Annotated in this window: 28 protein-coding genes; 19 read left to right on the forward strand and 9 right to left on the reverse strand. The window is 71.2% G+C overall.

Going from position 1 to position 24,162, the window contains the following annotated elements:
- Positions 1 to 19 precede the first annotated feature (19 nt).
- Positions 20 to 2,449 (forward strand): helicase-associated domain-containing protein, encoded by a 2,430-nt coding sequence (locus Q9G87_RS55045; RefSeq protein ID WP_305924690.1) that lies wholly within the window; start codon positions 20 to 22, stop codon positions 2,447 to 2,449.
- On the opposite strand, the gene Q9G87_RS55050 is transcribed toward Q9G87_RS55045, so the two are convergent.
- On the reverse strand, positions 2,433 to 3,446 hold the full coding sequence (locus Q9G87_RS55050; protein WP_305924691.1) for an ABC transporter substrate-binding protein: 1,014 nt from the start codon (positions 3,444 to 3,446) through the stop codon (positions 2,433 to 2,435). The genes Q9G87_RS55045 and Q9G87_RS55050 overlap by 17 nt on opposite strands.
- A 103-nt stretch (positions 3,447 to 3,549) precedes the next feature.
- On the opposite strand from Q9G87_RS55050, the gene Q9G87_RS55055 reads away from it, so the two are divergent.
- Genes Q9G87_RS55055 through Q9G87_RS55065 form a run of 3 tightly spaced genes read left to right on the forward strand, consistent with a single transcriptional unit; the run spans position 3,550 to position 6,409 of the window.
- Positions 3,550 to 4,599, forward strand: coding sequence for a FecCD family ABC transporter permease (locus Q9G87_RS55055; protein ID WP_371825983.1), 1,050 nt, complete (start codon positions 3,550 to 3,552; stop codon positions 4,597 to 4,599).
- Positions 4,596 to 5,603 carry a FecCD family ABC transporter permease gene (locus Q9G87_RS55060; protein WP_305924693.1) on the forward strand — a complete coding sequence of 336 codons (1,008 nt, stop codon included), beginning with the start codon at positions 4,596 to 4,598 and terminating at the stop codon, positions 5,601 to 5,603. Before Q9G87_RS55055 ends, Q9G87_RS55060 begins: the two co-directional genes overlap by 4 nt.
- Positions 5,603 to 6,409, forward strand: a complete 807-nt coding sequence (locus tag Q9G87_RS55065; RefSeq protein ID WP_305924694.1) for an ABC transporter ATP-binding protein — start codon at positions 5,603 to 5,605, stop codon at positions 6,407 to 6,409. Before Q9G87_RS55060 ends, Q9G87_RS55065 begins: the two co-directional genes overlap by 1 nt.
- A 6-nt stretch (positions 6,410 to 6,415) precedes the next feature.
- Here the strand turns inward: Q9G87_RS55065 and Q9G87_RS55070 are convergent, their stop codons facing one another.
- Positions 6,416 to 7,054, reverse strand: a complete 639-nt coding sequence (locus Q9G87_RS55070; protein ID WP_305924695.1) for a TetR/AcrR family transcriptional regulator — start codon at positions 7,052 to 7,054, stop codon at positions 6,416 to 6,418.
- Between the two features lie 36 nt (positions 7,055 to 7,090).
- Between Q9G87_RS55070 and Q9G87_RS55075 the strand changes: the two genes are divergently transcribed.
- The 5 genes from Q9G87_RS55075 to Q9G87_RS55095 all read left to right on the forward strand — a co-directional run bounded on the left by Q9G87_RS55075 (position 7,091) and on the right by Q9G87_RS55095 (position 10,127).
- A complete protein-coding gene (locus Q9G87_RS55075) occupies positions 7,091 to 7,408 on the forward strand; it encodes a rhodanese-like domain-containing protein (RefSeq protein ID WP_305924696.1) in 318 nt (105 codons plus the stop codon).
- A gap of 141 nt (positions 7,409 to 7,549) precedes the next feature.
- Positions 7,550 to 8,491, forward strand: a complete 942-nt coding sequence (locus Q9G87_RS55080) for an FAD-dependent oxidoreductase (protein WP_305924697.1) — start codon at positions 7,550 to 7,552, stop codon at positions 8,489 to 8,491.
- The gene (locus tag Q9G87_RS55085) at positions 8,457 to 8,714 is read left to right on the forward strand and encodes a hypothetical protein (protein ID WP_305924698.1); all 258 of its coding nucleotides are present in this window, start codon (positions 8,457 to 8,459) and stop codon (positions 8,712 to 8,714) included. Before Q9G87_RS55080 ends, Q9G87_RS55085 begins: the two co-directional genes overlap by 35 nt.
- A 79-nt stretch (positions 8,715 to 8,793) precedes the next feature.
- Complete coding sequence (locus Q9G87_RS55090; RefSeq protein WP_305924699.1) at positions 8,794 to 9,714, forward strand: endonuclease/exonuclease/phosphatase family protein; 921 nt, start codon at positions 8,794 to 8,796, stop codon at positions 9,712 to 9,714.
- A gap of 92 nt (positions 9,715 to 9,806) precedes the next feature.
- Positions 9,807 to 10,127 carry a GroES family chaperonin gene (locus Q9G87_RS55095; protein WP_138670682.1) on the forward strand — a complete coding sequence of 107 codons (321 nt, stop codon included), beginning with the start codon at positions 9,807 to 9,809 and terminating at the stop codon, positions 10,125 to 10,127.
- Here Q9G87_RS55095 and Q9G87_RS55100 read toward each other — a convergent pair.
- A complete protein-coding gene (locus tag Q9G87_RS55100; protein ID WP_305924700.1) occupies positions 10,122 to 11,036 on the reverse strand; it encodes a TolB family protein in 915 nt (304 codons plus the stop codon). The two genes, Q9G87_RS55095 and Q9G87_RS55100, sit on opposite strands and share 6 nt — an antisense overlap.
- Before the next feature lie 54 nt (positions 11,037 to 11,090).
- Positions 11,091 to 11,546, reverse strand: coding sequence for a TIGR02611 family protein (locus tag Q9G87_RS55105; RefSeq protein WP_305924701.1), 456 nt, complete (start codon positions 11,544 to 11,546; stop codon positions 11,091 to 11,093).
- A 160-nt stretch (positions 11,547 to 11,706) separates the two neighbouring features.
- Here Q9G87_RS55105 and Q9G87_RS55110 point away from each other — a divergent pair, with 160 nt between their 5' ends.
- From Q9G87_RS55110 to Q9G87_RS55125, 4 genes are all read left to right on the forward strand, one after another.
- Positions 11,707 to 12,615 carry a phosphotriesterase family protein gene (locus Q9G87_RS55110; RefSeq protein WP_305924702.1) on the forward strand — a complete coding sequence of 303 codons (909 nt, stop codon included), beginning with the start codon at positions 11,707 to 11,709 and terminating at the stop codon, positions 12,613 to 12,615.
- A gap of 33 nt (positions 12,616 to 12,648) precedes the next feature.
- Entirely contained in the window at positions 12,649 to 13,038 is a 390-nt protein-coding gene (locus Q9G87_RS55115; protein ID WP_305924703.1) for a PPOX class F420-dependent oxidoreductase, read from the forward strand.
- A 46-nt stretch (positions 13,039 to 13,084) separates the two neighbouring features.
- Positions 13,085 to 14,113, forward strand: coding sequence for a sensor histidine kinase (locus Q9G87_RS55120; protein WP_305924704.1), 1,029 nt, complete (start codon positions 13,085 to 13,087; stop codon positions 14,111 to 14,113).
- A gap of 267 nt (positions 14,114 to 14,380) precedes the next feature.
- Positions 14,381 to 15,097, forward strand: a complete 717-nt coding sequence (locus Q9G87_RS55125) for a response regulator (RefSeq protein WP_305924705.1) — start codon at positions 14,381 to 14,383, stop codon at positions 15,095 to 15,097.
- 1 nt (position 15,098) lies between these two features.
- Here Q9G87_RS55125 and secY read toward each other — a convergent pair whose 3' ends face one another.
- A complete protein-coding gene (secY, locus tag Q9G87_RS55130) occupies positions 15,099 to 16,388 on the reverse strand; it encodes a preprotein translocase subunit SecY (protein ID WP_305924706.1) in 1,290 nt (429 codons plus the stop codon).
- A gap of 139 nt (positions 16,389 to 16,527) precedes the next feature.
- Here secY and Q9G87_RS55135 point away from each other — a divergent pair, with 139 nt between their 5' ends.
- Complete coding sequence (locus tag Q9G87_RS55135; RefSeq protein WP_305924707.1) at positions 16,528 to 17,103, forward strand: AAA family ATPase; 576 nt, start codon at positions 16,528 to 16,530, stop codon at positions 17,101 to 17,103.
- Here the strand turns inward: Q9G87_RS55135 and Q9G87_RS55140 are convergent.
- Positions 17,088 to 17,867 carry a putative hydro-lyase gene (locus Q9G87_RS55140; RefSeq protein WP_305924726.1) on the reverse strand — a complete coding sequence of 260 codons (780 nt, stop codon included), beginning with the start codon at positions 17,865 to 17,867 and terminating at the stop codon, positions 17,088 to 17,090. The genes Q9G87_RS55135 and Q9G87_RS55140 overlap by 16 nt on opposite strands.
- A gap of 57 nt (positions 17,868 to 17,924) precedes the next feature.
- On the opposite strand from Q9G87_RS55140, the gene Q9G87_RS55145 reads away from it, so the two are divergent.
- Both Q9G87_RS55145 and Q9G87_RS55150 read left to right on the forward strand, forming a co-directional pair.
- Positions 17,925 to 19,559, forward strand: coding sequence for a sodium:solute symporter family protein (locus tag Q9G87_RS55145; protein WP_305924708.1), 1,635 nt, complete (start codon positions 17,925 to 17,927; stop codon positions 19,557 to 19,559).
- On the forward strand, positions 19,559 to 19,720 hold the full coding sequence (locus Q9G87_RS55150) for a hypothetical protein (RefSeq protein ID WP_305924709.1): 162 nt from the start codon (positions 19,559 to 19,561) through the stop codon (positions 19,718 to 19,720). Before Q9G87_RS55145 ends, Q9G87_RS55150 begins: the two co-directional genes overlap by 1 nt.
- Here Q9G87_RS55150 and Q9G87_RS55155 read toward each other — a convergent pair.
- Positions 19,707 to 20,117 (reverse strand): winged helix-turn-helix transcriptional regulator, encoded by a 411-nt coding sequence (locus Q9G87_RS55155; protein ID WP_305924710.1) that lies wholly within the window; start codon positions 20,115 to 20,117, stop codon positions 19,707 to 19,709. The two genes, Q9G87_RS55150 and Q9G87_RS55155, sit on opposite strands and share 14 nt — an antisense overlap.
- Before the next feature lie 67 nt (positions 20,118 to 20,184).
- Between Q9G87_RS55155 and Q9G87_RS55160 the strand changes: the two genes are divergently transcribed.
- Positions 20,185 to 21,117: an NADP-dependent oxidoreductase gene (locus Q9G87_RS55160; RefSeq protein WP_305924711.1), complete on the forward strand. Its 933-nt coding sequence runs from the start codon at positions 20,185 to 20,187 to the stop codon at positions 21,115 to 21,117.
- Here Q9G87_RS55160 and Q9G87_RS55165 read toward each other — a convergent pair whose 3' ends face one another.
- Positions 21,118 to 21,354: a hypothetical protein gene (locus Q9G87_RS55165; protein WP_305924712.1), complete on the reverse strand. Its 237-nt coding sequence runs from the start codon at positions 21,352 to 21,354 to the stop codon at positions 21,118 to 21,120.
- A complete protein-coding gene (locus tag Q9G87_RS55170) occupies positions 21,354 to 21,578 on the reverse strand; it encodes a DUF6158 family protein (protein WP_305924713.1) in 225 nt (74 codons plus the stop codon). Before Q9G87_RS55170 ends, Q9G87_RS55165 begins: the two co-directional genes overlap by 1 nt.
- A 96-nt stretch (positions 21,579 to 21,674) precedes the next feature.
- On the opposite strand from Q9G87_RS55170, the gene Q9G87_RS55175 reads away from it, so the two are divergent.
- Both Q9G87_RS55175 and Q9G87_RS55180 read left to right on the forward strand, forming a co-directional pair.
- On the forward strand, positions 21,675 to 22,607 hold the full coding sequence (locus tag Q9G87_RS55175; RefSeq protein ID WP_305924714.1) for a LysR family transcriptional regulator: 933 nt from the start codon (positions 21,675 to 21,677) through the stop codon (positions 22,605 to 22,607).
- Between the two features lie 84 nt (positions 22,608 to 22,691).
- Positions 22,692 to 24,155 carry a S1 family peptidase gene (locus Q9G87_RS55180; protein WP_305924715.1) on the forward strand — a complete coding sequence of 488 codons (1,464 nt, stop codon included), beginning with the start codon at positions 22,692 to 22,694 and terminating at the stop codon, positions 24,153 to 24,155.
- The last annotated feature ends 7 nt before the right edge of the window (positions 24,156 to 24,162 follow it).

The following is a 24,162-nucleotide window of genomic DNA, read 5'->3' on the forward strand; positions in this document are numbered from 1 at the left end:
CCCATGAGAGTGCTGACGGATGGAAGATCACCTGCTCGGCTGGCTGCGAACACTAGACGAAGACAGGCTTGCCCGCATCCTGGCGAACAGGCCCGACGCCATCGCGGCGCCGTGGCCGCGGCGGCTCGACACGCTCGCCCAGCGCCTCGGCAACGGCTTCGCCGTGATGGAGACGCTGCAGCGGCTGCCGCTGCCCTGCCTGCAGCTGGCCGAGGCGGCGCTGGCCCTGCGCGAGCCCACCGCAGAGCGGCTTGCCGCCTTCGTCGACGCGCCGGCCGATGACGTGATCGGCTGGCTCGAGCACCTCTATGACCACGCGCTGGCCTGGCCGGGCGAGGACGGCGTGATCCACCTGGCGGAGGGCGTCACGCGCTGGTGGGCGGCGCCGCTCGGCCTCGGCGAGCCGCTCGACCACTACCTCAACTCCTGGACGATCAGCAACGACGCGCTGCGCGCGCTCGCCCGTAACCTCGGCCTGCCCGCCCAGGGCCACAAACGCCGCACGATCGCCCGCGTGGCCGAGACGCTCGGCGACGCCGAGCGGATCAAGGCGCTGATCCAGGGCGCCCCCGACGGCACCGCCGCGCTGCTCGACCGGTTCGCCTGGGAAGGGCCCGCGCTGCCCGTGGACGGCGGCAGGTTCGTCATGCCCGGCACGCCGGAAAAGTGGTGCGCCGACCACGGCATGCTCTTCCGTCCCAGCTGGCATGTGGCCGAGATCCCCCGCGAGGTGGCCATCTGCCTGCGCGGCCCCGGCTACCACCCGCCGTTCGTGCCCGCGGCGCCCGAGGTCGCCACGATCCCGGTCGATCCCGAAGAGGTCGACCACCTGATGACGCTGGCCGCGCCGCACGTGGTCGAGCGGTGCGCGGCCCTGCTCGACAACACCTCCAAGACGCCCCTGCCGCTGCTGAAGACCGGCGGCGTGGGCGTGCGCGAGATCCGCAGGGTGGCCAAGGAGACCGGCTGCGACGAGGACGAGACCCGCCTGCTGCTGGAGATCTGCGCGGTGGCCAGACTGCTGGCCTGGGACGAGCCCGCCGGCGGTCTGGTGCCCACTGAGCGCTTCGATCGCTGGCGGCTGGACGAGGGCGCGGCCCGGCTGCGTGTGCTGCTGTCGGCGTGGTGGCGCATGGAGCGCTCATCGCTCCGCAAGATCGACGGCAAGTACGGCACCGTGCTCGGCGACGACCCCGCGGGCAGCGCCGTGGCCCGGGTGCGCCGGTCGGTGTTGCCGGTGCTGGCCTGCCTGCCCGCCGGCACGGCGTTCGCCGATCGCGACAGCCTCATCGCGAGCGTCCACTGGCACGCGCCGCTGATCGACCGTCAGCTGCTGCTGGACTGCGCGCCGCCGGTGCTGGACGAGGCCAGGCTGCTCGGGCTGGTGGCCAACGACGCGCTGACCGATCTCGGCCGGGGGCTGGCGGGTCTCACGGCCCAGCCCGGGGACGAGAACGACGAGGCCGTGCCCATGGTCGAGCACGATCCCGTGCTGGTCGAGGTGTCCACGCGGGCGCTGGCGAGCGTGCGCAGGAGCGCGTTGTTCGGCCCTGACCTGACGGCGGTGGTGACCGGCCCGCCGTCGGCGGAGCTGGCGGCGCTGCTGGACCGGGTCGCCGAGCGCGAGTCGCGGGGTGCCGCCTCGGTGTGGCGTTTCACCGCCGAGAGCGTGCGCCGGGCGCTCGACCGCGGTTACGAGGCCGACGACCTGCTCGACGAGCTGGCTGCGGTGGGTGCGATCCCGCAGCCGCTCGAATATCTCGTGCGCGACACCGCGCGGCGGCACGGTGAGGTGACGGTCACCACGGTCGGCTGCGTCATCCAGGCCGGCGACCCCGCGCTGCTCGCCGAGATCGCCGCACACCGGCGGCTGGGCCGGCTCGGCCTGCGCCTGCTGGCCCCCACCGTGCTGGTGAGCTCGGCCGAGGCCGAGCGCACGCTGTCCGCACTCCGGGAGGCCGGCTACGCGCCGGTGCCCGTCTCCGACACCGGCGAGATCACCATCCACCGGGTCAGGGCCACGGAGCTCGCCGAGCGCGAGGAGCCGATCAACGGCAAGCTGATCCTGCTGCCCGGCGGCCAGGTGGCCGAGCTTCCCGGCCTAGGTGGGTTGGAGGCGCCGGCTCACCTGCTGGCCGAGCCGCCGCCCGACCCGGGCGAGCACGCCCGCCGGCTGATCGCCGCCAGCCGGGCCGAGGCCGACAAGAGCGGCCGCACCTGGGCGATCATCGGCAGGATGGCGACCAGGCTGCCGACGGCACAGCAGTCGCTGCTGGGCTTCGTGGTGGACCGGGGCGTGCGGGCCGGCATCACGCTCACCGACGGGCTGACCGCCACGATCAGCCACGGCGAGCTCAACGGCGGCGCGCTCGACGCCTGGTGCGAGGAGGCGGGCGACTACCTGGAGTTCCCCCTCGCCGAGATCGTCGAGGTCAGAGGAGCTTTTTAGCCTTCTTCAGGTTCGCCACGAGGGCCTCGAGGAAGTCCGCGTACCCCTGATAGCTGTAGGGCGCCTCGGCGTTCCACGGGTAGAGCTGGCCGGCCTTGACGGCGGGGAGCTTGGCGAAGGTGGGCTTCTTCATCATCTCCTCAGGCTTGAGCGCCTGGGTGCGGGTGTCGTAGAGGATGACGTCGGCCGCGTACTCGTCGGCGTTCTCCCAGCTCAGCGTCTGGAAGAAGCCGCCCTCGTCCACCTTGGACGGGGTGACCACGTTCAGCCCGGCCTCGGTGAGGTGGACGATGTCCGGATACTCGGGCGGGTTGACCACCCAGAAGGCGTCCGCGCCGCCCGACGCCATGAGGATCTTGAGGTCCTTGAACTGGGCGAGCTCCTTGGTGGCGGCCTCCATGCGGGCCTTGGCCTCGGGCACGCCCTGCAGGTCGGCGCCGAGGGACGTGGCGAGCTCCTCGTACTTGGAGATCACCTGGGTGGCACTCTTGCCGGTGAGCATGATGCCGGCGGTCGGGGCGACCTGCTCGATGGTGTCCTTGGACTTCTCGGGCACGTACCAGAGGGTGCCCTTGATGTACATGCTGCTGACCAGGAGGTCCGGCTGGAGCGCGATGTACTGCTCGACGTTGAACTCGTCCCACACGTTGCCCAGGCCCTGGACCTTGGTGATGTCGACGTTGCCGACCTGCGGGTCCTTGCTGCCGTCCTTGAGCTTGTGGGGGCCGAACACCGCGATGGGGCGCACGCCGAAGTCCCACAGCGCGGCGGCCGCGCCGACCTGGGCCACGATCCTGGAGGGGACCTTGGGCTGGTCGATCTTCTTGTCGCGGTCATCGGTGAACGACCAGGCCTGGGCCGCGGGGGCGGAGGAACCGGCCGTGGTGGGCTGCGCTTGTGTGCCACCGTCGTCGCCGCACGCCGCCAGCGTCACGGCCGCCGCGAGTCCTGCCGTGGCCGACAGGAAGCCCCTGCGTGCCAGTACCGGTCCCGACATGGTCATCTCCTAAGGTTAGGCTTGCCTTGCTACAAGCCCATTAGATTAGCCTTGCCTAAGTTTGACTGCGACGAGAGGGGTTCGGGTGCGCCCGGCGGTGACCATGGACCAGGCGGCCGAGGAGGCGGCCGAGTCCGCGAAGAGACCGGCGTGGGCGCGTCCCGGGGTGCTGGCGATCGGACTCGTCGCCGCCCTGGCGGTGCTGGCCCTGATGGCGATGGCCAGCGTGGCGCTCGGCGCCCGGTCCGTGCCGTTCGCCACGGTGATCGACGCCTTCCTGGCGCCGGACGGCTCGAACGACCACACGGTCATCCGGGAGCTGCGCGTGCCGCGTACGCTGCTCGGGCTCGGTGTGGGCGCCACGCTGGGCCTGGCCGGGGCGCTCATGCAGAGCCTGACCCGCAACCCCCTCGCCGACCCCGGGCTGCTGGGCATCAACGAGGGCGCGGCGCTGGGCGTCACGCTGGCGCTCGGCCTGTTCGGGCTCACCGATCCCGCCGTCTACGTGTGGTTCGCGTTCGGCGGGGCCGCGCTGGCCTCCGTGATGGTCTACTCGCTCGCCTCGGCGGGCCGCTCGGGCTCCAGCCCGGTACGTCTCACGCTCGCGGGCGTCGCGCTCGGCATGGTGGCCACGGCCATCGCCTCGGCGATCCTGCGGATGGACTCGCAGACCTTCGACCGGATGCGGTTCTGGCTGACCGGGTCGCTGGCCGGGCAGACGGCCGACACGCTGGTGCGGCTGGCCCCGTTCATGGTCGCCGGGCTGGTGCTCGGACTGTCGCTGGCCAGGCCGCTCAACATGCTGGCGCTCGGCGACGACGCGGGCAAGGCGCTGGGCGTGGCCGTGGGCCGCACCAGGGCGCTCACCGGAGTGGCGGTCACGCTGCTCTGCGGGGCGGCCACCGCCGCGGCCGGGCCGCTGTGGTTCGTGGGGCTGATCGTGCCGCATGCGGTGCGCGCGCTGGTGGGGCCCGACCAGCGGTGGGTGTTGCCGTACTCGGCGGTGGCCGCGCCGGTGCTGCTACTGGGGGCCGACGTGGTGGGCCGCCTCATCGCCCGCCCGGGAGAGGTGCAGGTGGGGATCGTGTGGGCGGTGATCGGCGCGCCGATCTTCATCATGCTGGCCAGGCGGAAGCGGGTGGCGGCGCTGTGAACGTCCGGGTCGGCCCCTATTCCGTACGGCTGGCGCCCCGCGCCCTGCTCGTCACCGCCGCCCTCCTGCTGGTCGCCTGTGTGGTGGCCGTGGCCGCGATCTCGACGGGCGAGTTCACCGTGCCCGTGCCCGACATCATCACCGCGCTCTTCGGCCAGGGCACACCGGTCGCCGAGCTGATCGTGAGCAAGCTGCGCGCGCCGCGTGTGGTGACGGGGCTGCTGGTCGGCGCGGCGTTCGGGATGAGCGGCGCGATCTTCCAGAGCCTCACCAGGAACCCTCTGGGCAGCCCCGACTTCATCGGCTTCACCGCCGGGGCCTCGACGGGCGGCATCATCGCCGTGGTTGCGGGCGGCTCGGCCATGACGATCGCCGGCGGCGCGCTGGCGGGGTGCGTCGTCACGGCCGTGCTCGTGTACGCGCTGGCCTTCCGCGGCGGCGTGCAGGGCTACCGGCTGGTCCTCGTCGGCATCGGGGCGAACGCGCTCTTGCTGGCGGTCAACTCGTACCTGCTGACCAGGGCGAACATCAACGACGCGGCCACCGCGGGCGCGTGGCTCACCGGCAGCCTGAGCGGGCGCGGCTGGGACCACGCGCTACCGGTCGCGCTGGCGGTGGCTCTGCTGGTTCCCGTGTGCCTGTATCTGGCGCGGCCCATGCGGATGATCGAGATGGGCGACGACGCGGCCAAGGCCATGGGCATCAGGGTCGAGCCGGTCCGCGCGGTGGCCATCACGGCCGGCGTGCTGCTGTCCGGCGTGGCCACCGCCGCCGCCGGCCCCGTGATCTTCGTCGCGCTCGCCGCGCCCCAGCTGGCCCGGCGGCTCACCCGCTCCCCCGGCGTCACGATGGGCGCCTCGGCGCTGATGGGGGCCGTGCTGCTGACGGGCGCCGACCTGGCGGCACAGCGGCTGCTCGCCCCCACCCAGCTGCCCGTCGGCGTGCTGACCGCCGCCATCGGGGGCACGTACCTCGCCCTGCTCCTGCGAAAGGACCGCCACTGATGCCCGATGCGCGTCTGTCCGGCACCGGCCTGACCCTCGCCTACGACCAGCGTGTCGTGGCCACGGACCTGAGCGTGGCGATCCCCGACGAGTCGTTCACCGTGATCATCGGCCCGAACGCGTGCGGCAAGTCCACCCTGCTGCGGGCCCTGGCCAGGATGCTCAAGCCCAAGACCGGGGCCGTGCACCTGGACGGGAGCGTCATCACCTCGCTGCCGTCGAAAGAGGTGGCGCGACGGCTCGGCCTGCTGCCGCAGAGCTCGATCGTGCCGGACGGGATCACCGTCGCGGACCTGGTGGCCCGTGGCCGGTATCCGCACCAGCGCCTCATGCGGCAGTGGTCGCGGGCCGACGAGGCGGCCGTGATCGAGGCCATGCGCTCCACCGACGTGGCCGAGCTGGCCGACCGGATCGTGGACGAGCTGTCCGGCGGGCAGCGGCAGCGGGTGTGGCTGGCCATGGCGCTGGCGCAGGAGACGCCGATCCTGCTGCTGGACGAGCCGACCACGTTCCTGGACATCTCCCACCAGATCGAGGTCCTCGATCTGTGCGCGGACCTCCACGAGGCGGGGCGGACCATGGTGGCGGTGCTGCACGACCTGAACCAGGCGTGCAGGTACGCCACTCACCTGATCGTGATGCGTGCCGGGACGATCGTGGCCGAGGGCGATCCCGCCGAGATCGTCACCCCTGAGCTGGTGCAGGAGGTGTTCGACCTGCGCTGCGAGATCATCCCCGACCCGCAGTCCGACACCCCTCTCATCGTCCCGGAGGCGCGCCGCCGCGTGAGCGCCGCCTCCGCCTGACACCCGTCAGTCCGGACTCGCCACGGCCAGGGCCAGGTCGGTGATGCCCCGCACCGCCCGGTCCTGGCCGTAGTCGGCTTTCAGCACGCCTGCCGCCTCGGCCCCCACGGCGGCCAGCAACGCGTGCGCCAGGACGTCGGCGTCGGCGCCGGGGCGGGACTCCGCCAGCAGGATGGCCACGTGCCGGTGCCAGAACCGGTAGGCGCCGATGCGGTAACGCGCGCCCGGGCTGGCGGTCTCCGACATCCGGACCAGGTCCAGGTGGTCGAAGAGATAGCGCAGGTAGGCGGCGACGAAGGCGGTCAGCCGCTCGCGGGCGGGCGCGCCGGGGCCGAGCGGCGGCGGGCCCGACAGGATGCGCTGCTGGAGGTCGCGTTCGCGGTCGTCCAGGAGTGCCACGGCCAGCCCCGACTTGTCGCCGAACCTGCGGAAGAGCGTGCCCTTGCCCACCCCCGCCGCCGCGGCGATCGCATCCATGGACACCGCCTCCACGCCCTTGTCCGCGAAGAGCGCCGCGGCGGCGGCGAGCACTTTCTCCCTGTTGCGTGCCGCGTCCGCGCGCTCTTTGGGTGGTCGGGCCCGCAGCAGCTCCAGAGGCATGCTTGACGAACCGGACTGCGGTCCGGTAATTTTCGATTCGTCCACGAACCGGACTGTAGTCCATTTTCTTTGGAGGACACAATGAACGTCATCACCCGCGACGAACTGAAGTCGGCCCTGGGCACCGTGACGGTGGTCGACACGCTGGGCGGCGACTACTACGCCCAGCAGCACCTGCCGGGCGCCATCGCCCTGGTCGAAAGCGAGGTCGCCGGGCGTGCGGCCGCGCTGCTGCCCGACAAGGACGCCCCCATCGTCACGTACTGCACCAATCCTTCCTGCTCCAACAGCAAGGCCGTGGCAGCCCGGCTGAGCGCGCTCGGCTACACCGACGTCCGCAGGTACGTCGAGGGCATCGAGGACTGGGTCGAGGCTGGCCTGCCGGTCGAGTCCGCCTAGCAGAGTCGCTCCCCGTAGCAGAAAGGCCCGGCAGCCGCAAGGCCGGGCCTTTCTCCTGGAACGCGCCAAAGGACATAGAGGGAATCCGGTCCGCAGGCGACTCTCTCCCGGACGAGTCACACGACACAGGGGGAGACGAAAATGGACCACGCCGTCGTCATCGGCGCGAGCATGTCGGGGCTGCTGGCCGCGGCCGCCCTGCACCGGCTGTTCGGCCGGGTCACGGTGCTCGACCGCGACACGCTGCCCACGGTGGACGCCCACCGCAGGGGCGTCGCGCAGAGCCGCCACGCGCACGGCCTGCTCGCCAAGGGCCGCGAGGTCATCGACGAGTTACTGCCCGGCCTGTCGGCCGAGCTCGTGGCGCAAGGAGCGATCAGGGGGGACCTGCAGCGGGACGCCAGGCACATCCACGGCGGGCACCGGCTCGCCCGCGGTGACAGCGGCCTGTCCGGGCTGCTGGCCAGCCGTCCGCTGCTGGAAGGCCAGATACGACGCCGGGTGAGCGCGCTGCCCGGCGTGCGGGTGCTGGCGGACCGGATCGCCACCGGCCTGCTGGCACAGGACGGCCGCGTCACGGGGGTGCGGCCGGCCGACGGCGAGCCGATCCCGGCGGACCTCGTGGTCGACGCGGGCGGCCGGGGCTCGCGCACGCCGTTCTGGCTGGGCGAGCTGGGCTACGAGCCACCCCGCGAGGAGCGGGTGGTGATCGACGTGCGGTACGGCACCCGCGAGTTCCGCCGCCGGCCCGGCGACCTCGACGGGGACCTGGTCGTCATCATCGCCCCCACGCCAGAGCACCCGCGCGGCGGAGTGGCGGAACGCCGAGCCCGTCGGAGAGCCCCGCTCGTACCGAAACCCGGCCGGCGTCCGGCGCCGCTACGAGCGCTTGAGCCGTTTCCCCGAAGGGCTGCTGGTGATCGGGGACGCGGTGTGCGCGTTCAACCCGCTCTACGGCCAGGGCATGACGGTCGCCGCGCTGGAGGCGAAGGTCCTGCTCGAGGCGGAGCTGCGGCCGCAGGCGTTCTTCCGCCGGATCGCCAAGATCGTGGACGCGCCGTGGGACATCACGGTCGGCGGTGACCTGAAGATGCCCGGCGTCGAGGGTGACCCGACGCCGAGGATGCGCATGGTGAACGCGTACCTGGAGCGTTTCCACGCCGCCGCCGCGCACGACCCCGAGCTGGTGTTGCGCTTCCTGCGGGTCACCAACCTCTACGACCCGCCGCCGTCGCTGATGAGCCCGGCCGCGCTGCTCAAGGTGCTCCGCGGCGGCGCCCCGCGAGCAGTGCCGGTGCCCGCGTAACCGCGCACGGCCTGACCTGCTGCCTGGGGGGCGTGAACTCACGAGGGGACTCGCGGCGATACAGGGCGTGCGGACATGGGTGAGCTGGATTGCGGTGGTCCCCTTCGCCTTGTGGGCGGCGGTGCGGTTGAGCGGGTTCGAGCCGGACTGGCCGTGGGTGCCGGTGGTGGCGTACACGCCGTACGCGACCGTGGCGGCGGTGGCGGGCGGGCTGCTGGCCTGGGCGCTGCGGCGGCGGGCGGCGGGCACCGTCGCGCTCGTGGCGGTGCTGGGGCTGGTGCCGGCCGTACTGCCCCGGGCGTTGTCCGACGGCAATCCGGACGCGAAGGGGCCGGTGCTGCGGGTGCTGGCGGCCAACCTGCTGGTGGGCCAGGCCGACACGGCTGAGCTGATGGAGCTGGTCGGCCGGCTGCGACCGGACGTGCTGGCCTTGCAGGAGTTCACGCCGGCCGCCATGGAGCGGCTGGACGAGGCGGGGGTGCGCAAGGTGCTCCCGCACGCCGTCACGCACCCCCTGCCGGGCGTCGGCGGGTCGGCCGTGTACGCCCGGCACCCGCTCGAAGCCGGAAAGCTGATCATGGAGGGCGGGTTCGGGCAGGCCAGGGCCTGGCTGAAGCATCCCGGCGGGAAGCGGATCGAGATCGTGTCGGTGCACCCGTGCGCGCCCAAACGGTACGGGCGCCAGCCGTGCTGGCAGGCGGGGCTCGAGGCGCTGCCCCGCGGGGGCGACGTGCTGCGGGTGCTGGCGGGCGACTTCAACGCCACGCTCGACCACCTGCCGATGCGCGAGCTGCTGGCGGCGGGCTATCGGGACGCGGCCGACGTCATGGGGAAGGGCTTCGTGACGACGTGGCCGCAGAACGGCCCGCTGGTCCAGTCACCGGGGGTGACGATCGATCACGTGCTGGCCGACTCCAGGATGGCGGTGCGCGCGTTCGAGGTGCCGTCGCTGCGGCGCACCGACCACCGGCCGGTGTTCGCCGAGCTCAGGCTGCCGTGATCGCGAGGTCGGCGATGCGGTCGTGCGTGGCGGCCGAAGGCGCCGAGGGCGTACCGGAAGATGGCGGGTGCCGTGACTCATAGACTTGAGCCGTGGAACAGCCCAAGTTCGAGATTCAGATGCTGCACGACCGGGTCATGATCAAGCTGGAGCAGGAGGCGGAGGAGCGGCGCAGCGGCTCCGGCATCGTCATTCCGGCGACGGTCAAGCTGGCCAACCGGCTGGCCTGGGGCGAGGTGTGCGGCGTGGGCACGAACGTGCGCTCGGTCAAGGTGGGCGACAAGGTGCTGTTCAACCCGGAGGAGCAGTTCGAGGTGGAAGTGCACGCGCAGGTCTACCTGGTGATGCGGGAGCGCGACCTGCACGCCGTGGCTACGCAGGAGACCGACCACGGGACCGGGCTCTACCTATGACCCGCGGGTGAAGGACACCCACAACTCCGCGGCCCATGTCTTGGCGGGGACGTTCGCGAGCACGCGCGTCACCTTTCCGCTCAGGTCCACGACCGACAGGCGGTAGGCGCCCCGGTGCGGCATGACCGCGATGACGTGGCTCTCGTCCCACCAGCCGAACACGGCCTCGGGCCGTACGTCGACCCGCTGGGCGATCTTGCCGGCGATGGGGTCGACCAGGCAGAGCTGCTCCTTGAAGCGCGACGGGCACCAGGTGGTCAGGCGTTTCCCGGACGGCGAGAACGAGTCCTCAGGACCGGTCGGCAGGCCGACGCCGGCCAGCGTGCGCATGACGGCGCCGTCGGACGGCCGGTAGAGGCGCAGGCCCGTGCCGTGCCGGGAGAAGAGGTTGCCGTCGGGGCTCCACCAGAAGCCCGCGCTCGCGCTCAGGCCGTCGATCCGTACCGTGCGGGCGGTCTTCGCCGTCACGTCGACGACCGTGAAGCCGAGCACCCGCCACCTGCCGCCCACCTTCTGCTCGACGGTGAGCGCGACCTTCTTGCCGTCACGGGACCAGGAGGCGTAGGAGGCGGTCAGCGGCTTCTTGACCGTGCGGATCCTGGTGGAGGCGCCGGTGGTGCGGTCGGTGACGACGAGGGCGTCGTAGCCGGAGCGGTACGTGGCCGGCACGCCTGCCGCCAGCCGGCCGCCGGGCGCGACGGACACCTCGGTGAGACTCTTCTCCCAGGCGAAGGCGGATCCGGTGGCGGAGCGCAGGTAGGTGCGCTTGGTGCCGAGGCCGTACGCGGCGAGCCGAACGGGATCGCCGGTGTTTTCGTGATATTTCATGCCGCCGGTGCCTGGTAACGCGAGATCCACCGGGGCGGCGGATACGGCCAGGGACAGCGCGAGGGCGATAGTGGCGATCACGCCCGCAGAATAGGCAGCCATCCGCCCGATTCCGGGCGGCCATACCGGACCGTTCTAGATGTAGCGCTGCGCGAACTCGAGGACGTCGAAGCCGAGCGTGAGCAGACCGAAGTAGACGATCACGGCGGCCGCGGCCAGCGTGACGACGAGCACGATGATGCGGACCGTCCAGCCCTGCCTCTTGTACCACTCCGTCCAGGCGTGCAGCGTGGCCTTGCCGAACTCCAGCAGCTTGTGCGCCCAGTGGAACTCGGTGGCCAGCACCGCCAGGCCGGCGAACACCACGAGCCAGCCGGGGCCGGGGAACGGCACCATGATGAGACCGCCCACCACCATGACGGCCCCGATCACGCCGATCACGATCTTCAGCGTGAGCGCGCCCGTACGGGTCGCTCTGATGCCGTCGAGCCAGCCCTGGATGCCATGGCGGCGTCCGGGCATGCTGGAGTCCTCGGCGGCCTCCCCCTTGATGACGTCGGCGTCGCCGGTGTCGGAGTTCTGAATCGGCACAATGCCCCCCGGCAGTCGGTGTGCCCCCTAGGATACGGCCCCGTCCATGTCATCAACTTGCAGATGACTAGCAAATCACCAAACTTCGCGTAACGTAAAATTTCCGGCCCCGGACCGGCCTGAGCTGCCACTATTCGGCAAATATCGGTTAATGTCTGCTATGCCCGAGGTCTTGCTTCGTACCGTCACCGGTCCCGTACGCGCGGACGCCGTCAACGGCGCCGTCCTCCCCCACGAGCATCTGCGCACCGACATGCGCTGGGGAGTAGGCGTCGACTCCGACCCGTACCGCTGGCTCGACGAGGAGGCGGCCGTCGCCGGCGAGTTCCGCGAGCTGCGCAAGTCCGGCGACCTGGGCCTGGTGGTGGATCTGACCAGCCTGGGCATGGGTCGCGACGCGGCCACGCTGGCCCGCGTCGCGGCGAGCAGCCGGGTGCCGGTGATCGCCTCGACGGGCCTGTTCGCCGAGCCGTTCACGGACGTGCGCGACGAGGACGTGGACGAGCTCACCAGGCAGCTGATGTACGAGATCTCCAGCGGCCTGGACGGCACGGGCGTGTTCCCCGGCGTGATCGGCGAGGTCGGTTGCTGGGGTCCCGAGCCCACGCCGCGCGAGGAACGCTGCCTGATCGCCGCCGCCCGCGCCGCGCTCCAGTCCCGCCTGCCCGTCGCCACGCACGGCATGAACGCCCTGGCCCTGCTGGAGATCCTGCTCGGCCAGAACCTGCCCGGCTCCCGGATCGCCATCGGCTACACGGGCAGCGACCTGGGGGCCGCACGCAAGATCGCCGAAGAGGGCGCGTACGTGAGCCTGGGCGTCGTCAGCCTCGGCGCCGACGAAGCCGCCAGGATCGCCCTCGCCCTCATCGAGGACGGGCACGCCGAACGCCTCCTGATCAGCACCGGCCTCAGCCGGGTCGCGCACCTACGCGCCTACGGCGGGCCCGGGTACGCCCACGTGTTCCATGAGCTGCTGCCCCGCCTGCGCGAGGCGGGCACGGGCGAGGACACGATCCACCTGCTCACCCGCGACAACCCGCTGCGGTGGCTGACCTCGGGCTCGGCTTGACCTCAACGGCACTTGAGGTTGCACGCTGACCGTATGACCTTCACGCGAGAAGAGCTGGACTACCTGACCACGCAGCGGCTCGGCCGTTTGGCGACCATCTCCCCCGACGGGCAGGTCCAGAACAGCCCCACCGGCTTCTTCGTCGACGCCGGCGCGGGCACGATCGACATCGGCGGGCACAACCTGGGCGACTCCAAGAAGTTCAAGAACATCCAGGCGGGCAGCACGGTGGCGTTCGTGGTGGACGATCTCGCCTCGGTGCATCCGTGGACGGTGCGCGGAGTCGAGATCCGGGGCACGGCGGAGGCGCTGACGGGGCAGGAGCCGCCATTCCACGGCTTTTCTGGAGAGCTCATCAGGATCAAGCCCAACAAGATCATCTCTTGGGGTCTGGGCGGTCCGGTATCGAACCGGAGAGTGTGAAACTCGCTAGGATCAGGGCTACGACGAGCCTTGGCCGGGTGGGGGGATGGAGACGCAGCACACGCCCAGGGGCGGCCGCCTGCGCAGGCCGCTCGCGACTCTGTCACGCCTGACCCGCCTGGGCGACATTCCGGTCGTGGTCATGCTCGCGTGGGCGGGCTGGCTGGCCGTCCCATGGTCGTTCAGCGGCCTCGCCCAGGCCCGCGCCGCCGTCGCGGCGGCCGCGGACACCGAGCCGCCCCAACTGCGCGCCACAGCGCCGGCAGCACCCGGGGCGGCTCCCGCCGCGATCGGGCAGCGGGGTGTGACGGGGCTCTCCATCGCTGCTCCGAAGGCGGTGCGCCCTCCGGCTCGCGGCGACACCGCCGTGGGCCGGGCGCTGGACACGTGGGCGCCGGCCTCCTCCGCTCGTCAACCGTCCGCTCTGGGCGGGGCGGCGCCGTTCAACGCCGGCCGGTCGCCGGTCCAGACGGATGCCATGGCCCCGGTCGAGACGGATGCCGTCGCCTTGGAGCGGGCCAGGATCGCCGGTGAGGTGCACGACGCCGCGGGGCACGGGCTGGCGGCCATCGCGATGCAGGCCGGGCTTGCGCTCGTCACCCTCGACGACGATCCCGAGCAGGCGCGGGCCTCGCTGCAGGCCATCAGGGAGACCAGCATGACGGCGCTCGCCGGGTTACGGGCCGCGCTCGACGGCATCGACCCGCCTGAAGGTGACCTGACGAGCCTGATCGACGGGGTGCGGGCCGCGGGCCTGCCGGTGGACGTCGAGCCCGCAGGCCCTGCCGTGCCCGCGTCTCTGCAAGGGACCGTCTACCGGGTGGTGCGCGAGTCCCTCACCAACGTGCTGCGCCACGCGGGCCCGACCAGGGCGCTGGTGCGGGTGGCGAACGACCCGTGCGAGTTCGTGCTCGAGGTGGCCGACCGTGGCGTCGGCTGGACCGGCGCGGCCGAAGGACGAGGGCTCTCGGGGATGCGCGCCCGGGTCGCCGAGGCAGGCGGTCACTTCACCGCCGGGCCGCGTGAGGGCGGCGGCTTCCAGGTGGTCGCCCGGTTCCCGCAGGTCTCGGCATGACGGCGCCCGGCCCGGCGACCGCCGGCGCACACTCCCGCCGGCCTGCCGAAGCCCAGGGTGAGCAGGAGCCGGCCGCCGGACGGTGGGGCCTGGCCGCCCGAGCACAGGAGCCGACCGACCGACGGTGGGGCCTGGCCGCCCGAGCACAGGTGCGGACCGCCGGCAGGCACGGCCTCGCCAACGAAGCCACTGAAGGACGCCGGTCGGGTCGAGCGCGGGGTCTCGGGGTCGAGGAACGCGGACGGCGGGACGAGGGAAGCCGGCCCCATGGGTGAGGCGGTCACCGGTTCGGACGGGGCGGGCTCCGCCGTCGGCGGCAGCGACGGCCACCGGCCCCTTCGGGTCGCCATTGCCGACGATCAGGCGGTCGTGCGGATGGGGCTGCGGGCGCTGCTGGATCGGGAGCCCGGCATGGAGTGCGTCGGCGAGGCGGCCGACGGGGCGGCGGCGCTGGCGCTGATGCGGCGGGCCCGCCCCGACGTGCTCCTGCTCGATATCCGCATGCCCGGCATGGACGGCCTGGCCACCCTGCGCGCGATCGCCGCGGACCCGGAGCTGCGGGGCTCGCGGATCGTGGTGGTGACCACGTTCGCCGTCGACGAGTACGTCTTCGCCGCCCTCCAGGCCGGAGCCAGCGGCTTCGTGCTCAAGGACAGCGCCCCCGACGAGCTGGCCAACGCGGTCCGCGTGGTCGCCGCCGGGGACGCGCTGCTGTCCCCGGCGATCACCAGGAAGGTGATCGGCCTGTTCGGCCGGCACGGCACGGAGCCGGTCGAGGGCATCGAGACGCTCACGCCCCGGGAGCGGGAGATGGTGGCGTGGGTGGCCACCGGCAGGTCGAACGAGGAGATCGCCAAGGAGCTGGTGATCAGCCCCGACACCGTGCGGACCCACGTCAGCCGCGCCATGGTGAAGCTGCGCGCCAGGGACCGGGCGCAGCTCGTGGTGTTCGCCATGCGGGCCGGCCTCACCGGCCCTCCCTGACCTACTTCAGGAAACCCTCGTAGTTGCGCTGCTGAAGCTGGGCCTCGATCTGCTTGACGGTGTCGAGCCCGACGCCAACCATGATCAGCACGCTGGTCCCGCCGAACGGGAAGTTCTGCTGAGTGCTGGGATCCTTCAGGATCGCGAACGCCACCAGCGGCAACAACGCCAGCACCCCCAGGTACGCCGCCCCCGGCGCGGTCAGCCGGGACAGCACGTACGCCAGATACCGGGCCGTGGACCGCCCCGGCCGGATACCGGGCACGAATCCGCCGAAGCGCCGCATGTTGTCGGCCACCTCGTCGGGATTGAAGGTGATCGACACGTAGAAGTAGGTGAAGGCCACGATCAGCAGCACGTAGCCGGCCATGTAGAGCGGGTGCGTTCCCGACGTCAGGTTCTGCGCCACCCACGCGCCCGCCTCGTCCCCGAGCAGTGGTGCCGCGAGCGTCGGCAGGTAAAGCAGCGACGTGGTGAAAATGACGGGCACGATGCCCGCCTGATTCACCTTGAGCGGGATGTACGTGCTGCTCCCGCCGTACATGCGCCGTCCCACCATGCGCTTGGCGTACTGCACCGGCACCCGCCGCTGCGCCTGCTCCACGAACACCACGGCCGCCACCAGGAACAGCCCGGCCACCATCATCACGACGGCGCCGACCGGAGTCAGCACGAAGATCTTCGACATGTAGCCCGGGAAGACCGCCACGACCTGCGTGAACATGAGCAGCGACATGCCGTTCCCGATCCCCCGGTCGGTGATCAGCTCGCCCAGCCACATGACCACGCAGGCCCCGGCCACCATGGTGAGCACGATCACGGCCGAAGACAGCAGGCCGTCGTCCCGCAGCAGCGGCCGGGCGCACCCGGGCAGCAGCTGCCCGGCGCGGGCCAGCGCCACGACGGTGCCGGCGTTCAGGAGGGCGAGCGCGACGGTCAGGTACCGCGTGTACTGGGTGATCTTCGCCTGCCCCCGCTGCCCTTCCTTCCTGAGCGCGTCCAGCCGGGGCACCATGACCGCGAACAGCTGCATGACGATGCTGGCGGTGATGTACGGCATCACGCCGAGCGCGAACACCGACAGCTGCAGCATCGCGCCCCCGCTGAGCATCTGCGCCAGATCGAAGAGCCCCCCACTCGCCGTCCCGACGCATTCCCGCACCGCGGCCACGTCCACTCCCGGCGACGGCATGATCTGCCCCAGCCGGAACAGCGCGATGAGCGCGAGCGTGAACAGCAGCTTCTTCCGCAGGTCCGGCACACGGAACGCTCTGATCAATACGGTCAGCATGGGCACCGAGTCTGACCGGCGCGCCCGCGGACGTCGTCCGCCCAGCCGAGGCACCGGCGTACGCAGATCTGCGTAGGCGCGGCGCAAGCGCCGCTGCCTGTGGTGGGCCCCTGGACGCGGCCCGCCATATCTTGACCCCATGAGCACTGTCTGGGTGATCAGCGGGCCGCCGGGCGCGGGCAAGTCCACGGTGGCGGCCGAGCTGCTCACCCGCCTGTCCCCCGTGCCCGCCGTGCTCGACAAGGACACCGTGTACGGCGACTTCGTGGCGGAGGTCCTGCGCGCCCACGACCGGCCGGACGGCGAGCGCGAGGGCCCTTGGTACGACCAGCACATCAAACGCCACGAATACGCCGGCCTGACCAGGCTGGCCAGGCAGATTCGCGGGCACGGCTGCCCCGTGTTGCTCGACGGCCCGTTCACCACCCAGGTCCACGACGCGGCCAGGTGGGCGGAGTGGGTGACGGAGCTGGGCGGCCCGCCGGTGCGGCTGCTCTGGGTGCGCTCCGACGGCCCGACCCTGCGCCAGCGCCTTACCGCCAGGGCCTACGGCAGGGACGCGGGCAAGCTGGCGGCGTTCGCCGACTACCTGCGCAACATCCGGGTGGACGAGCCGCCGGTCGTCCCGCACCTGGAGATCGACAACCGGTGCGGCGCGCCACCGGTCGGCGAGCAGCTCACGGCGGCGGGCATCCCGCCTCAGACCACCAGGTAGTCGTCGTCCCGGACGTCCAGGATCGCCATGTGGCCCGGCAGATGCCCGATCGCGTACTCAACGCCGCTGGCCATGATCGCCGCCTGCGGCGTCACCCCGCACGCCCAGAACAGCGGCACCTCGCCGGCCCGCACCTCCACCGGGTCGCCGAAGTCGGGCCGGGCCAGGTCGCGGACGCCGATCGCGGCGGGGTCGCCGAGGTGCACCGGCGCCCCGTGCACCTGCGGGTATCGCCCGCTCACCTCGACGGCGGTCTCGACCAGCTCCTCCGGCACCGGCCGCATCGACACGACCAGCGGCCCGGACAGGCTGCCCGACGCCGTGCAGGGGACGTTGGTGACGTACATCGGGACGTTCGTCCCCAGCTCCAGGTGCCGCACCGGCACCCCGGCCGCGAGCAGCGCCCGCTCGAAGGTGAAGCTGCAGCCGATGAGGAACGGCACGAGGTCCTCACGCCACTCCTCCACCACCTCGCCGAGGTCGGCGACCGGGCGGCCGTCCCGGTAGAGCCGGTATCCCGGCAGGTCGGTACGGAGATCACCGGCGAACAACGCGGTGGACCAGGCGCCCGGCTCGCCCACGTCGAGCACCGGGCACGCCTGCGGGTTCTGGTGGGCGAACAGCAGCAGGTCGTACCGCAACCGCGCGGGCACGGCGATCAGGTTGGCCTGCGTCCAGCCCCGGCACCAGCCCGCGGTGGGCACCCGCTCGCCGGTGCGGAATCGCTCCCGCGCCTGCGCGGGGCTCAGATCGGCGACGTCCACAGACACGACATTACGCCTTCTGTGTGATGTCGTGGCTTGACCCGGTAGCGGGCGCGGGTGCGGCTTGATGTGAACCTCCTCGACTACCTTCTCATCGCCATCTACTTCGCCACCGTGCTCGCGATCGGCTTCGCCGCACGCAGCCGGATCACCACCAGCCTGGACTTCTTCCTCGCCGGGCGCGGTCTGCCGGCGTGGGTGACCGGCCTGGCGTTCGTGTCGGCGAACCTGGGCGCGATCGAGATCCTCGGCATGGCGGCGAACGGCGCCCAGTACGGCGCCATGACCGTGCACTACTACTGGATCGGCGCGGTCCCGGCGATGGTGTTCCTCGGCATCGTGATGATGCCCTTCTACTACCGCTCCAAGGTTCGCAGCGTGCCCGAGTTCCTGCGCCGGCGGTTCAACGGGGCCACGCAGCTGCTGAACGCGATCACGTTCGCGGTCGCGCAGATCCTCATCGCCGGGGTGAACCTGTACGCGCTGGCGCTGGTCCTGGAGGCGCTGCTGGGCTGGCCGCTGCCGGTCTCCGTGGTGATCTCGGCGGTGATCGTGCTGACGTACATCACACTCGGCGGGCTCTCCTCGGCCATCTACAACGAGGTCCTGCAGTTCTTCGTGATCCTCGCCGGCCTGATCCCGCTGACCGTGCTCGGGCTGATGAAGGTGGGCGGGATCACCGGCCTGTTCGACAAGGTACGGCAGAGCGCGCTCGGCGAGGGCGGCCTGCACACCTGGGCGGGGATGGGCACGGGCGAGAACCCGATGCAGGCGCACTGGATCGGCATCGTGTTCGGGCTCGGCTTCGTGTTGTCGTTCAGCTATTGGACGACGAACTTCGCCGAGGTGCAGCGGGCGTTGTCGGCCAGGAACACGAACGCGGCCCGGCTCACGCCGATCATCGCGGCGTACCCGAAGATCTTCATCCCGCTGGTGACGGTGTTGCCCGGCATGATCGCGCTGGTGCTCTTCAGCGACCTGGGCCGGGGGCAGGCGTACAACAACGCGATCCCGCTGCTGATGCGTGATCTACTGCCGAACGGGGTGCTGGGGATCGCGGTGACCGGGCTGCTGGCGTCGTTCATGGCGGGGATGGCGGCCAACATCAGCGGGTTCAACACCGTGTTCACCAACGACATCTGGCAGGCGCACCTGGTGCGGGACCGTCACGACGACTACTACGTGCGGGTGGGCCGGATCGCGACCGTGGTCGGCGTGGCGATGGGGATCGGGACGGCGTTCATCGCCGCCGGCTACTCCAACATCATGAACTACCTGCAGGCTCTCTTCTCGTTCTTCAACGCGCCGTTGTTCGCGACGTTCATCGTGGGCCTGTTCTGGCGGCGGATGACGCCGTGGGCGGGCTTCTGGGGCCTGCTCGCGGGCACGCTCGCCGCCTTCGTGTCGTACTTCTTGTACAAGGCCGGATACGTGGAGTTCGGCACCGAACTGAACGCCAGCTTCTGGGGCGCCGGCCTTGCGTTCGCCGTGGACGTGGTGGTGTCGATCGTGGTCACGCTGGTCACCACCCAGAAGCCGCAGGAGGAGCTGCGCGGGCTCGTGTACGGGCTCAGCGACGTCACCATCGAGGACGACGCGCTGGCCGGGGACGCCAAGTGGTACCGCTCGCCCGTGCTGCTGGGCACGGGCGCCCTCGTTCTGGCGGCTGTGATGTACGGAGTGATCCTGTGATGAGCGACATTCGGATGGTGATCGGCGGGCTGTTCCTGATCTACGGCGTGATCCTCATCATCGCCGGTGTCCTGGGCAGCGCCGTCAACCTGTGGACCGGGCTGGCCATGGCGGTGTTCGGCGGCACGTTCGTGGTGTGGGCGCGGGTCAGACGGATCTGACCGGCTCCTGGGCCTTCTTGTCGTACGCCTCCCGCGCGGCAATGACCTCGTCGGCGTGCTCTCCCGCCCACGCGCCGATGGCCCGCAACACACCCATGGCGCTGTTGCCGAGGTCGGTCAGCGCGTAGTCCACCCGCGGCGGGATCGTCGGGTAGACCGTGCGGCTGACCAGGCCGTCGCGCTCCAGCGTGCGCAGGGTCTGGGAGAGCATCTTCTGGGTGATGCCGTCGAGCATCCTGCGCAGCATGTTGAAGCGCCTGGGGCCGTCGAGCAGCGCGCCCAGCACCAGGCCCGTCCACTTGCTGGTGAAGATCTCGAGGACCGTGTTGGGCTTGCACGCCTGGAGGAACGCCTCGGCGCCGCCGTACTGCCTCAGGTCGGGAAACGTAGTATCCATTAGGTACCTGAATATCAAACAAGTGCCTTCTTCACAATGGATACCTGCGATGACCAGCATGTGAGGCATGCAGGCAATTACCTACCGCTCCTTCGGGGAGCCGGACGTGCTGGAACTCACCGAGATTGCGCGGCCCGTGCCGCAAGCCCACGAGGTGCTCGTGCGGGTGCGCGCGGCGGGCGTCAACCCGCCGGACTGGAAGCTGCGGCGGACGCCGTATCCGCCGGATTACGTCGATCTGCCGCTGATCCCCGGGTGGGACGTGTCGGGCGTGGTGGAGGAGGTCGGCGAGTACGTCGGCCGGTTCATGCCCGGTGACGAGGTCTTCGGCATGCTCAACTTCCCGCGCTACGCCGGGGCCTACGCCGAGTACGTGGTGGCCAGGCCGCGGCAGTTCGCCCGCAAGCCGGCCGGGATCGATCACGTGCAGGCCGCGGCGCTGCCGATGCCGGCGCTGACCGTCTGGCAGGCGTTCGAGGACGTCGCGGAGGTCACGGCGGGGCAGCGGGTGCTGGTCCACGCCGCGGCAGGAGGGGTCGGGCACCTGGCCGTGCAGCTGGCCAAGCTGCGCGGCGCGTACGTGATCGGCACGGCGCGGGCCGCCAAGCACGCGTTCGTGCGAGGGCTGGGGGCCGACGAGGTGATCGACTACACCACCGTGGACTTCGCCCGGGCGGTGTCGGGAGTGGACGTCGTGCTCGACATGGTGGGCAAGGACTATCCGGCCCGATCGCTGCCCGTCCTGCGGTCCGGCGGCGCGTTCATCGGGGGCGCGGGGATGACGCCCGAGGACGTGGCGGCGTACGAGGCGGCGGGGCTCCGGTCCGGGGTGTTCGTCGTGGAGCCCGACCATGCCGCGCTGGCCTCGATCGCCGGCCTGGTGGCGGAGGGCCGGCTGGCCGCACACGTGGACCGGGTGTTCCCGCTGGCCGAGGCCGCGAAGGCGCACGCGCTCATGGAGAGCGGCGACTTCGTCGGCAAGCTCGTCCTGGAGATGTGATCAGTACTCGACCTCGAACGTGTGCGGTCCCAGCCCGTACCCATCCCCCTTCGGCACCACGTACCCGTACTCGACCAGCCGCGCCAGGCTCCTGCGCAGGTCTTCCTCGGCCAGCCCCGACGACCGGATCAGCCTGTCGAGCTCCGCGTGGCCCTTCTCGACCGCCTGGGACGCCACGGCCTCGTAGACATGGATGTCGACGTCCGACAACGCCTGCACATCGTGACCTTCGGACATCAGCGCTGCCTCGCTCCCTCCCGCAATCTGAAGGGGTCGACCTCACGATCCGGGTACCGGCGGAGGTATTCGGACTCAAGCTCATTGGTGCGGGACGTGTGCACGGCCAGGGCGTCGTCGGAGCCGTGAAAGAAGGTGTCGCTGCGGGTGGTGTGCAGCTGGCGCAGCTCGCGTACCAGGTCGTCGTCACTGAGTTGAGCCGGGTCTATTCCCATCGTCGTCATGGGTTCCCCTCTACCCCAGACTCCTCCGACAATATCTGTCATATTTCCTGACATATAGGGATTGTCTGTAAGATGTCCGGGCTTTACCTTCCCGTTATGGACCTCGAGCTCCGGCACCTCAGGATCGTCCGCGCGGTCGCGGACGCGGGAAGTGTGAGCAAGGCCGCGTCCCTACTCGGGCTGGCACAACCGGCCCTGACCGCCCAGCTCAAGCGCATCGAGAGGGTGCTCGGTGGCACCCTCTTCGAACGCGACCGCCACGGCGCCAGGCCCACCCGCCTCGGCGAACTCGTACTCGCCAGGGCACGGGTGCTCCTTCCCGCTGCCAAAGAACTGCAGGAGGAAGCCGTACGATTCGCCCACGCCCCCTCCCCCGGCTTTCGCATCGGCGCCACCAACGGGCCGATACTCGGCGGCCTGGTCGACCGGCTGGCCGCCGAGCGCCAGGTCAGCACGTACACGTCCTGGTCGGCGCACGAGCTGACCGGCATGGTCGAGCTCGGCCGCCTCGACTACGTGCTGACGGGCGCCTGCGGCGACTCCGGCACCCCCACCGGCTCGCTCGTGTGGGAGACGATCAGCCTCGACCCCGTCTTCTGCCTGGTCGCCGAGGCCCATCCCGCCGCGAGGGAGAAGGAGGTGGAGCTGTCCGACCTCGCCCGCGAGCAGTGGGCGGTGACGCCCGGCGACGGCTGTTTCGCCGACTGCTTCGCGATGGCCTGCGCCCGCGCCGGGTTCACGCCCGGCACGATCTACGAGACGGACGTGCCGACGTGTACGCACCTCGCGCAGGTCGGCCGCGCCGTGGTGCTCTGCCAGGCCACCCACCAGGCCGCCCAGGGCCTGGTCATGGTGCCGTTCGCGGGCGCGCCGCTGCGCTGGCGGCAGCTCCTCGGCCGCCACCCCACCGCACCCGAGGCCGCCTGGGTGGTGGCGCAGGCCAAGGAGGCCCACAGGGACGCCGTCCGCCGGAGCCCGGTCTACCACGACTGGCTGGTACGAAATCCGGATTATGGCACCGCGCCATAACACGGTGATAGGGGCAAAGTGATACTCCTCCGCTTCTGGGTCCGCCGTTACCGTGACGGCACCCCCAGCAGCGAGGAGACCATCATGCTCCGCACTCCGGCGCTGATCGCGATCGCGATCAGCGCGTTAGTCGTGACGGCCACCCCCGCCGTCTCCGCACCCATCACCGCTTCTTCCGCCGTTAAGCCACCCTCTGGCGTAGTGGACGCCCTGGAACGCGATCTCGGCATCACCGAAGAGCAGGCGATCAACCGCCTGGCGAACGAGGCCCGCGGCAACTCCGCCGCACCCGGCCTGCGCAAGAAGCTCGGCGACCGCTTCGCCGGTACCTGGTACGAGGGCGCCGAGAGCACCTTCGTCGTGGCCACCGTCGACCCGGCCGACGTCGGCGAGATCCGCCGCGCGGGCGCCGTGGCCCGCGTCGTGCCGCGGACACTGGCGCAGCTCTCCACCGTCAAGGACGGCCTGGACCGGACCGCGCCGCCCGCCACCGTCCACAGCTGGGCCATCTCGCCCCAGGACAACGCGGTCATCGTGCACGCGAGCGACGCGGCGGCGGCACAGTCGTGGATCACCGCCGGCGGCGTGGACGCCGCGGCCGTGAAGATCGAGCAGTCGGCCGAGCGCCCGCGCCTGTTCTACGACATCCGGGGCGGGGACGCCTACTACACCTCGGAGGGTTACCGCTGCTCGATCGGCTTCGCCGCCAGGCGCGGCACCCAGCTCGGCTTCACCACCGCGGGCCACTGCGGCGCCACGGGCGTGACCACGACCGGCTACAACCGGGTGGCCCAGGGCACCGTCCAGATCTCGTCCTTCCCCGGCAACGACTACGCATGGGTCGCCACCAACACGCAGTGGACGGCCCCCGGCGTCGTCAACGGCTACAGCGCCGGAACCCTCCCGGTACGCGGCGCGACCGTCACCCAGCCCCAGGGCTCGGTGTGCCGCTCCGGCTCCACCACGCAGTGGCACTGCGGCACGGTCACCGCGCTCAACGCCACCGTCAACTACCCGGAGGGCACCGTCACCGGCCTGACGCGTACCACGGTGTGCGCCGAGGGCGGCGACTCGGGCGGCTCGTTCATCTCGGGCGACCAGGCCCAGGGCATGACCTCGGGCGGCTCGGGCAACTGCACCGTGGGCGGCACCACGTACTTCCAGCCCGTGGGCGAGATCCTCTCCACAGGCGGCCTGACCCTGGTCACCGCCGGCGGCACCGACCCGCCGCCGACCGGCTGCCAGAGCTACGAGGAGACCTACAGCGGGTCGCTGACCTCGAACGCGAGCGCCTACCAGCCGAACGGCTCCTACTACCAGGCGACGGTCTCGGGCACCCACGCCGCCTGCCTCGACGGTCCGAACGGTACGGACTTCGATGTGTATCTCCAGAAGTGGAATGGCTCGTCGTGGGCCGTGGTCGCCAGGGGCGACAGCCCGAACCCCGACGAGACGATCAGCTACAACGGCACCGCCGGGTACTACCGGTATCGGGTGCACGCTTACAGCGGGTCGGGCTCGTACACCCTGGGCCTGAACCGCCCATGACGGCTTG

This window comes from Nonomuraea turcica (genome assembly GCF_030718205.1).
Classification (GTDB): domain Bacteria; phylum Actinomycetota; class Actinomycetes; order Streptosporangiales; family Streptosporangiaceae; genus Nonomuraea.